Raw genomic sequence first — 5,895 nt, 5'->3', positions numbered from 1 at the left:
CACAGGGCCGACGGTCCGGTGCTGGTGGAGCGCGCTCGCAGTGCCTTTACCGGCACCACGTTTCGTTGGCTCAACCCGGTAGGGGTGGCCGATTTCGACGCCGACGGGCGTCTGGACCTGGCCATGGTCCTCACGCCGCACATCGGCGGCGAATTGCAGCTTTTGCACTACCGTCCTCCGCTGCTGGTGCCGTATGCGCGCGCGCTCGATGTGTCCAATCACCGCATGGGCGCGGTTGAGCAGAGCCTTGCCGTTGTCGTTCAATCGAAGGAACACCGCCCCACTGTGCTGGTGCCCGACATGACGCTTCGGGCATTGCATGCGTTGCGCTGGGACGCGCCGGGGCGCTGGACCGAGCTGGGCGATGTGATGCCGCTGCCTGGGCGTATCGAGCGCATGTCGCCTGTGCCCGGCGGCGCCTGCGCATTACTGGACGACGGCCGCTTGCTGCGCGTGATGCTCACGCACTGACGGACGCGACAGCGCGCGAGAGAGCGCTGCCGCGCTCTGGTAGCCCGAGGCCTGCGCTGCCTGCTTCAAACCCCTCCCAGCGATGACCTCACTGCGCGCAATGGCCAGGCGCACCACCTGCAGGTAGCGACCGGGCGGCAGACGCATGACGGCATGGAAGTGCTTGGCGAAGGCGGTGCGCGACATGCCCGCTTCCACGGCCAGTCGCTCCAGCGTCCAGTGCGCCTGCGGCCTTACATGGATGGCCACCAACGCCCGCGCCAGCCGTGGATCGGCCAGACCGCTCAGGACCCCACCCACCGTGCTGGTGGGGCGGGCCACCAACTGGCGCAGCACCCCAATGAACAGGATGTCGCCCGCGCGGTGCAACAGCGCCGGTTGCCCACAGCGCGGCTGCTCCAGCTCGGCCGCGATGAGGCCGACGGTATGCAACAGCGACGTCTCGGCGTCAACCAGCGGGATGACGAAGGGCTCGTCGAAGGCGTCCAGCAAAAGGCGTGCCGCAGGCCCGCGCAAGCAGGCCTCGACGAGCACGATGCTCACCGGGACGGTGCCGTCCTCCGGCGTCAGGCAATGGTGCGTATCTGATCGGCAGATCACCAGGGATGGCGATGCGAGGCCCTCGTGCCGGCCATCCTGCTGCAAGCTCGCGCGACCACTCATCAGCAGGTAAAGCCGCAAGGAGGGCCGCAAGGTGGGCATGGGCCCTGTTGAAGGGGGGAGAGCCGGGGCCGCGCTGAGGTGGCGCACGGTGACCTCGGGCGCCAGGCCCTCCAGCAATGCAGACAGGCGATCGAGGCGGGGAACTGGCACTGCGGCGTGCGACATAGTGGTCATTTGCACGAAATGCAATTGAAAGTGGATAAACGATTGCAGAAAATACTCGATAGTCTAGCTTTACACAACGCCGCCCACCGAGTTACACCCGTCCCCCAGTCCTAGGAACCCACTATGTCTACCCACGCTCTCATGCCCCGCCAGCCCGTTCCCGCCCTTGCCCTGCCCCTGGTTGGCGGCGGGCGATTCGTCCTGGGTGCCGAGCTGCCCCAGCGCTTCGACCTGATCGTGTTTTACCGCGGGCTGCACTGCCCGATCTGTGCCAAATACCTGATCGAACTCGAGCGCCTCGCGCCTGAGTTCGCCCAACGCGGCGTGAGTGTTCTTGCCGCCAGCAGCGACGACGCCGAGCGTGCGCAGGCCATGGCCACCAAGGTGAACGCAGCGAAAGTGCGTTTTGGCTACGGGCTGGGCCTGGCCAACGCGCGCCAGTGGGGCCTGTACCTCAGCACATCGCGCGGCACCACCTCTATCGGCATCGAGGAGCCAGCGCTGTTCAGTGAGCCCGGAGTGTTTCTGGTGAAACCCGACGGCACCCTTTACTACGGTGCAGTACAGACCATGCCCTTCGCCAGGCCCGCCTTCCAGGACCTGCTTGGGGCCATTGACTTTGCCATCGCAATGGACTACCCGGCACGCGGTGATTACGTGGGTCCGGTCTGAACCCCTGAACGCACAAAGGTGCTGTGCGGGCACAGCCTAGGGGAAGGGCGCTCTTCGGAGGCAGCAGCGGCTAAGCGTCCGCATGGTGGGCTGCTTGCGTCGCCCCTTGGGGCTCCTGTTGAACGACGGCTCACTCGAGTGGATGAAGACCGCTTCTGGCCCGATTGCCGCTTTCCACATATTACCAAGATGAGTTGGACAGCACATCACTCAAGCAAGCAAGCAAGCGGCCGACGATATGCCCAAGAGACGCTTTACGCCGTACCTTGTCAAACTTTGCAAACATGTATCCAATCATCAAGGGCGCGAATGCAACCCTGCACCGGGCCAAATTTCTCAGGAGCGAAGATGCGCGAATCCCTCGAGACAGACTACCTGGTGATCGGTACCGGCGCAGCCGGCATGGCCTTCACTGACACCTTGCTCAGCCACTCCGATGCAACCGTCACCCTGGTTGATCGACGTCACACACCCGGTGGTCACTGGATCGACGCTTACCCGTTCGTACACCTGCATCAGCCGTCTGCGTTTTACGGCGTGTCGTCTGTGCCTCTGGGGCGTGGTGCTGTGAACCAGACCGGCATAAACGCCGGTTTTCATGAGGCCGCGGGGGCGGACGAGCTGTGCGCCTACTACGCGCAAGTGATGAATCAGCACTTCCTGCCTACCGGGCGCGTGCGCCACCATCCCTGCAGTGATTACTCCGTCGGGTCAGACGGACGCCACCTCATCACCTCGCGCTTGACAGGCGACGTGCAAGAGGTGCGTGTGCAGCGCAAGCTTGTCGATACTGGATATCTTGAAGGACGCATACCCGCCACCAGCCCGCCGCCCTTTGAGGTAGCCGAGGGCGTTCGCTGCGTGCCTGCGGGCGACATCGTGCGCGTGGCAGAGCGGCCCGATCGATACGTCATCATCGGTACCGGCAAGACAGCGCTCGACACCTGTGTCTGGCTGCTATCGCAAGGCGTGTCCGCTAGCGCTATTCAATGGATCAGGCCGCGCGAAGGCTGGTGGCTGAACCGGCGGTTCAATCAGCCGGGAGAAGGACTTCCCGAATTCTTTGCTGGCATCGGCCTGCAGTTCAAGGCCATGGCGCAGGCCACGTCTGTGGACGATGTATTCGCCCGGCTCGAAGCCGACGGCTTTTTTCTGCGGGTCGACACTACGGTGGTGCCCACCATGAGCCGCGGTGCCATGGTCAGCGAGGCTGAGCTGGCTCTGCTGCGCCAGATCGGTGACGTCGTACGACACGGACATGTACGCCGCATTGAACGTGATCGGATCGTGTTTGACGGTCACTCGATCCCCACCAGCCCGAGAACACTGCATGTCCACTGTGCTGCCGTGGGACTGGCACGCCCAGTGCCACGGCCGATTTTTGAAGCCGATCGTGTGACGCTCCAGCCCCTGTTTTGGAGCTTTGCCTGCTACCCGGCTGCGCTGCTTGGCGTGGTCGAGGCCACTATCGCCGACACCGACGAAAAGAACCGCTTGTGCCCGCCGATCCGTTACTGGGACGAGCCACGCGACTACCTATCGTCCTACCTCGCGCTGCTGGCCCACGAGCGTGCACGTGCGGCATATCCTGAAGTTAACGCTTGGGCCAAAGGCACACGGCTCAACCCCCTATCGGACTTGGGCGTGCATCGCGGACACCCACTGGTTACGCAGACATGGGGCGAGCTGAAGCAATACGGCGGCGCCGCCGCAGCCAACCTTGTCAGTCTGCTGCGATGACGCATGCGCAATAACCACGAACAGAGACGGGCTTAGGGAGCTCAATCTGGTTTGAGTGATTTGCGCTCACGCTTGGAATTGGGCCGCAAGCCGCTATCGCGACGCTGCAGACATTTATGCACATGGAGGCCACCGCCGCGGCTGTTCTCGCGCTGGTGACGAAGAAGTCATGGGACTTGTTGATGGATTTGCGCGTGATGGTCTGTGATCAGCCGCAGCAGCTTTTGGATCCTGTCGCCTGCACTGGAGGGCACGGGACAGTCGCGTAGGAGCAATAGACGCAGCAGTCGCCAGCCTTGGGTTTGAGCACCGTGCCGCAACCCTTGCAGTCGTAAAACCACTGGCAGGTGTCGGTGGGCATCGTCTCGTCCTTTGAGTGGCCGCACTCGGGGCAGGTAATCGTGGAGGCGAGCTCGGGCTCGGCGATCACTTCGCGGCCTTTAGCGGCGAAGAGGGAAAACCCGCGTCGGCAGTGGCCTTCGACAACGCTGCAAGGTCCGTCTTCGCGTCGTCGTAGACGACCGTGGTCTGCCGCTTGGCCAAGTCGCTTTTGATCGACGTGACACCCGGTACCTTCGTGAGCGCAGCCTTGATGGTCACAGGGCAGGATGCGCAGCTCATGGTTGGAACAGACAACGTCGCCGTCTGGGGCGCGGCGAAGGCTTGACCGGTTAGAAACGCGAGGATCAGGAAGGCAGATTTCATTGGGTTGTCCTTAGTAAAACAAGGGGGCGGCCATTGGGAAGCCGAGAACGAGGACAAGCAGCGCGGCGACGGTCAGAAAGATCGCTTTTTGCACGCGTTTTGCCGTGGGCGCCGCACAAGCGCGGTCGTCGGCGCAGTCCGGAGCACGCCAGATCCTTCGCCAAGCCAGAAACAGAGCACCTGCGGCTGCGGCGAGGAAGATCGGCTGATAGGGCTCGAAGGCGGCGAGCTGGCCGATCCACGCACCGGAGATACCGAGCAGGACGAGCGCCAGTGGCGCGACGCAGCAGGCGGAAGCCAGCAAAGCCGCCGCCGCGGCAGCACTCAGCGCTAGCGAACTCGCGCGCCGGGCGTGGTCAGGAGGGGGAGTTTCAATATCCATGCGCCTAGCGTAAGACCGTAGTGGACTACGGAGTCAAGCCCTTAGACGAAAATGGCTTTGCCGGTTCACCAAGTTCAGCCAGCGGCGTGAAACGCGGCGATCAGGGGGCATGACACCTTCCCGCGACCGACGTGGCAAGCCTCGACCAGGCCGGACAGGGCCGTCTCCATGCGGGAAAGTTCCGCAAGTTTGCGGCGAATGTCGGCAAGCTTTGATTCCGCCAAGGAGCTGGCCTCCTTGCAATGCGCGCCGTCTTCCAGCCGCAGCAGTTCAGCGACCTCGTCCAAGCTAAACCCAAGACTTTGGGCGGACTTCACGAACCGAAGCCGCTGGACGTCTGATGCGCCATATCGCCGTATGGATCCAGATGGCTTGGGTGGCTCTTGCACCATTCCCCTGCGCTGGTAGAACCTGATCGTCTCTACGCCGACGCCGGCGAAGGCTGCAAGCTCGCCGATGGTGAACTTGTTTGTATTCCGATTCACGTAAATCTCCGTAGCTGACTACGGCGATATTGTCTCCCAATGACCGTCAACTCGACACTCAAAAACGTTTTCAGACCTTCCCTAACGCGAAGCTGTAGAGTTCCGACTTAATGAGAAAAGAGCACTGACTCTACGGTGTTCACGAGACTGTCGCATAAGAAGATAGACAGCTGGAATCACAAACATGGACAGCAGTGGAGCAGTGATCATCCCGCCGACCATGGGCGCCGCGATCCGCTGCATCACTTCAGAGCCTGTTCCGCTTCCCCACATGATCGGGAACAACCCCCCCAAAATAACCGCGACGGTCATGGCCTTCGGGCGCACACGCAACACAGCGCCTTCACGGATGGCTTCGAGCAGATCTGCGGTGTCAGATTTTCCTTGCTTAAGTTTCTCGTCCCATGCTGACTTCAGGTACAACAGCATGATCACTCCGAACTCAGCGGATACGCCAGCCAAGGCAATAAACCCAACCGCACCAGCCACAGACAAGTTGTAGCTGAGCAAGTACAGCAACCAAATACCTCCCACGAGAGCGAACGGCAGAGTTGCCATGATCAGCAAGGCCTCGTCAAAGCGCTTGAAGGTCAGATACAGCAGGACAAAGAT

At 62.1% G+C, this 5,895-nt stretch carries 9 protein-coding genes; 3 read left to right on the top strand and 6 right to left on the bottom strand.

The annotated features are described in order from the left end of the window. Positions 1 to 471 (top strand): hypothetical protein (locus tag AAG793_RS16740; RefSeq protein WP_341910244.1); only part of this gene is annotated, 471 nt, incomplete at its 5' end. Here AAG793_RS16740 and AAG793_RS16735 read toward each other — a convergent pair. Beyond that, entirely contained in the window at positions 427 to 1,308 is an 882-nt protein-coding gene (locus tag AAG793_RS16735; protein ID WP_341910249.1) for an AraC family transcriptional regulator, read from the bottom strand. The two genes, AAG793_RS16740 and AAG793_RS16735, sit on opposite strands and share 45 nt — an antisense overlap. Before the next feature lie 114 nt (positions 1,309 to 1,422). Here AAG793_RS16735 and AAG793_RS16730 point away from each other — a divergent pair, with 114 nt between their 5' ends. Both AAG793_RS16730 and AAG793_RS16725 read left to right on the top strand, forming a co-directional pair. Next, on the top strand, positions 1,423 to 1,971 hold the full coding sequence (locus AAG793_RS16730; RefSeq protein ID WP_341910242.1) for a peroxiredoxin-like family protein: 549 nt from the start codon (positions 1,423 to 1,425) through the stop codon (positions 1,969 to 1,971). Positions 1,972 to 2,319: 348 nt separating this feature from the next. Beyond that, positions 2,320 to 3,711 (top strand): NAD(P)-binding protein, encoded by a 1,392-nt coding sequence (locus AAG793_RS16725; RefSeq protein ID WP_341910240.1) that lies wholly within the window; start codon positions 2,320 to 2,322, stop codon positions 3,709 to 3,711. A gap of 208 nt (positions 3,712 to 3,919) precedes the next feature. Here the strand turns inward: AAG793_RS16725 and AAG793_RS16720 are convergent, their stop codons facing one another. The 5 genes from AAG793_RS16720 to AAG793_RS16700 form a co-directional block, all read right to left on the bottom strand. Next, a complete protein-coding gene (locus AAG793_RS16720) occupies positions 3,920 to 4,138 on the bottom strand; it encodes a GDCCVxC domain-containing (seleno)protein (RefSeq protein WP_341910247.1) in 219 nt (72 codons plus the stop codon). Beyond that, on the bottom strand, positions 4,138 to 4,416 hold the full coding sequence (merP, locus tag AAG793_RS16715) for a mercury resistance system periplasmic binding protein MerP (protein ID WP_341910238.1): 279 nt from the start codon (positions 4,414 to 4,416) through the stop codon (positions 4,138 to 4,140). The genes AAG793_RS16720 and merP overlap by 1 nt, the downstream gene beginning before the upstream one ends. Positions 4,417 to 4,426: 10 nt before the next feature. Further along, complete coding sequence (locus AAG793_RS16710; protein ID WP_341910236.1) at positions 4,427 to 4,798, bottom strand: mercuric transporter MerT family protein; 372 nt, start codon at positions 4,796 to 4,798, stop codon at positions 4,427 to 4,429. 74 nt (positions 4,799 to 4,872) lie between these two features. Then, positions 4,873 to 5,283, bottom strand: coding sequence for an Hg(II)-responsive transcriptional regulator (gene merR / locus AAG793_RS16705; protein WP_341910234.1), 411 nt, complete (start codon positions 5,281 to 5,283; stop codon positions 4,873 to 4,875). 81 nt (positions 5,284 to 5,364) lie between these two features. Next, a partial coding sequence (locus tag AAG793_RS16700) for an efflux RND transporter permease subunit (RefSeq protein ID WP_341910232.1) occupies positions 5,365 to 5,895 on the bottom strand: 531 nt, incomplete at its 5' end.

Source organism: Polaromonas sp. YR568, assembly GCF_943372955.1.
Taxonomy (GTDB): domain Bacteria; phylum Pseudomonadota; class Gammaproteobacteria; order Burkholderiales; family Burkholderiaceae_C; genus Polaromonas.
This window is presented reverse-complemented; position numbering and strand designations above follow the sequence as displayed.

What these genes read in the sequence shown, in the direction of transcription:
- AAG793_RS16735 (WP_341910249.1), bottom strand. Translation starts at nt 1,308, where the DNA reads ATGACCACTATGTCGCACGCCGCAGTGCCAGTTCCCCGCCTCGATCGC.
- AAG793_RS16730 (WP_341910242.1), top strand. Translation starts at nt 1,423, where the DNA reads ATGTCTACCCACGCTCTCATGCCCCGCCAGCCCGTTCCCGCCCTTGCC.
- AAG793_RS16725 (WP_341910240.1), top strand. Translation starts at nt 2,320, where the DNA reads ATGCGCGAATCCCTCGAGACAGACTACCTGGTGATCGGTACCGGCGCA.
- merP (WP_341910238.1), bottom strand. Translation starts at nt 4,416, where the DNA reads ATGAAATCTGCCTTCCTGATCCTCGCGTTTCTAACCGGTCAAGCCTTC.
- AAG793_RS16710 (WP_341910236.1), bottom strand. Translation starts at nt 4,798, where the DNA reads ATGGATATTGAAACTCCCCCTCCTGACCACGCCCGGCGCGCGAGTTCG.